Below are 275 nucleotides of genomic sequence, written 5' to 3' on the forward strand. Positions count from 1 at the left end.
GAGTAGAGCCAGGCGATGAAGGTTTTCGCCGAGGCCTTATTCTTCGCGCCACTGGGGATCCACACGCTCTCGATGAAGCTGGTGAGGTGCCGGTCTTCCTTCTTCATGGCCGGCACTGTCGTGAGCCCCCACGCGAAGCCGGCGCTGCGCGGAGCGTCTTTCATCTCCCCCGCCACCCAGGAACCGTCAGGGCAGAAGAGAGCCTTGTCCGCCATGAGGGCCGCCTGGTTCTTGGTGTAATCCTGGTTGTTCGCGTAACCGACCGTCTGCGGCAG

General features: G+C 62.9%; 1 protein-coding gene. It reads right to left on the reverse strand.

All coding sequences use genetic code 11. The annotated features are described in order from the left end of the window. A partial coding sequence (locus CKO33_RS13330; protein ID WP_200182706.1) for an extracellular solute-binding protein occupies window positions 1-275 on the reverse strand: 275 nt, incomplete at both ends.

This window comes from Ectothiorhodospira mobilis, from assembly GCF_016584115.1.
Taxonomy (GTDB): Bacteria; Pseudomonadota; Gammaproteobacteria; order Ectothiorhodospirales; family Ectothiorhodospiraceae; genus Ectothiorhodospira; species Ectothiorhodospira mobilis.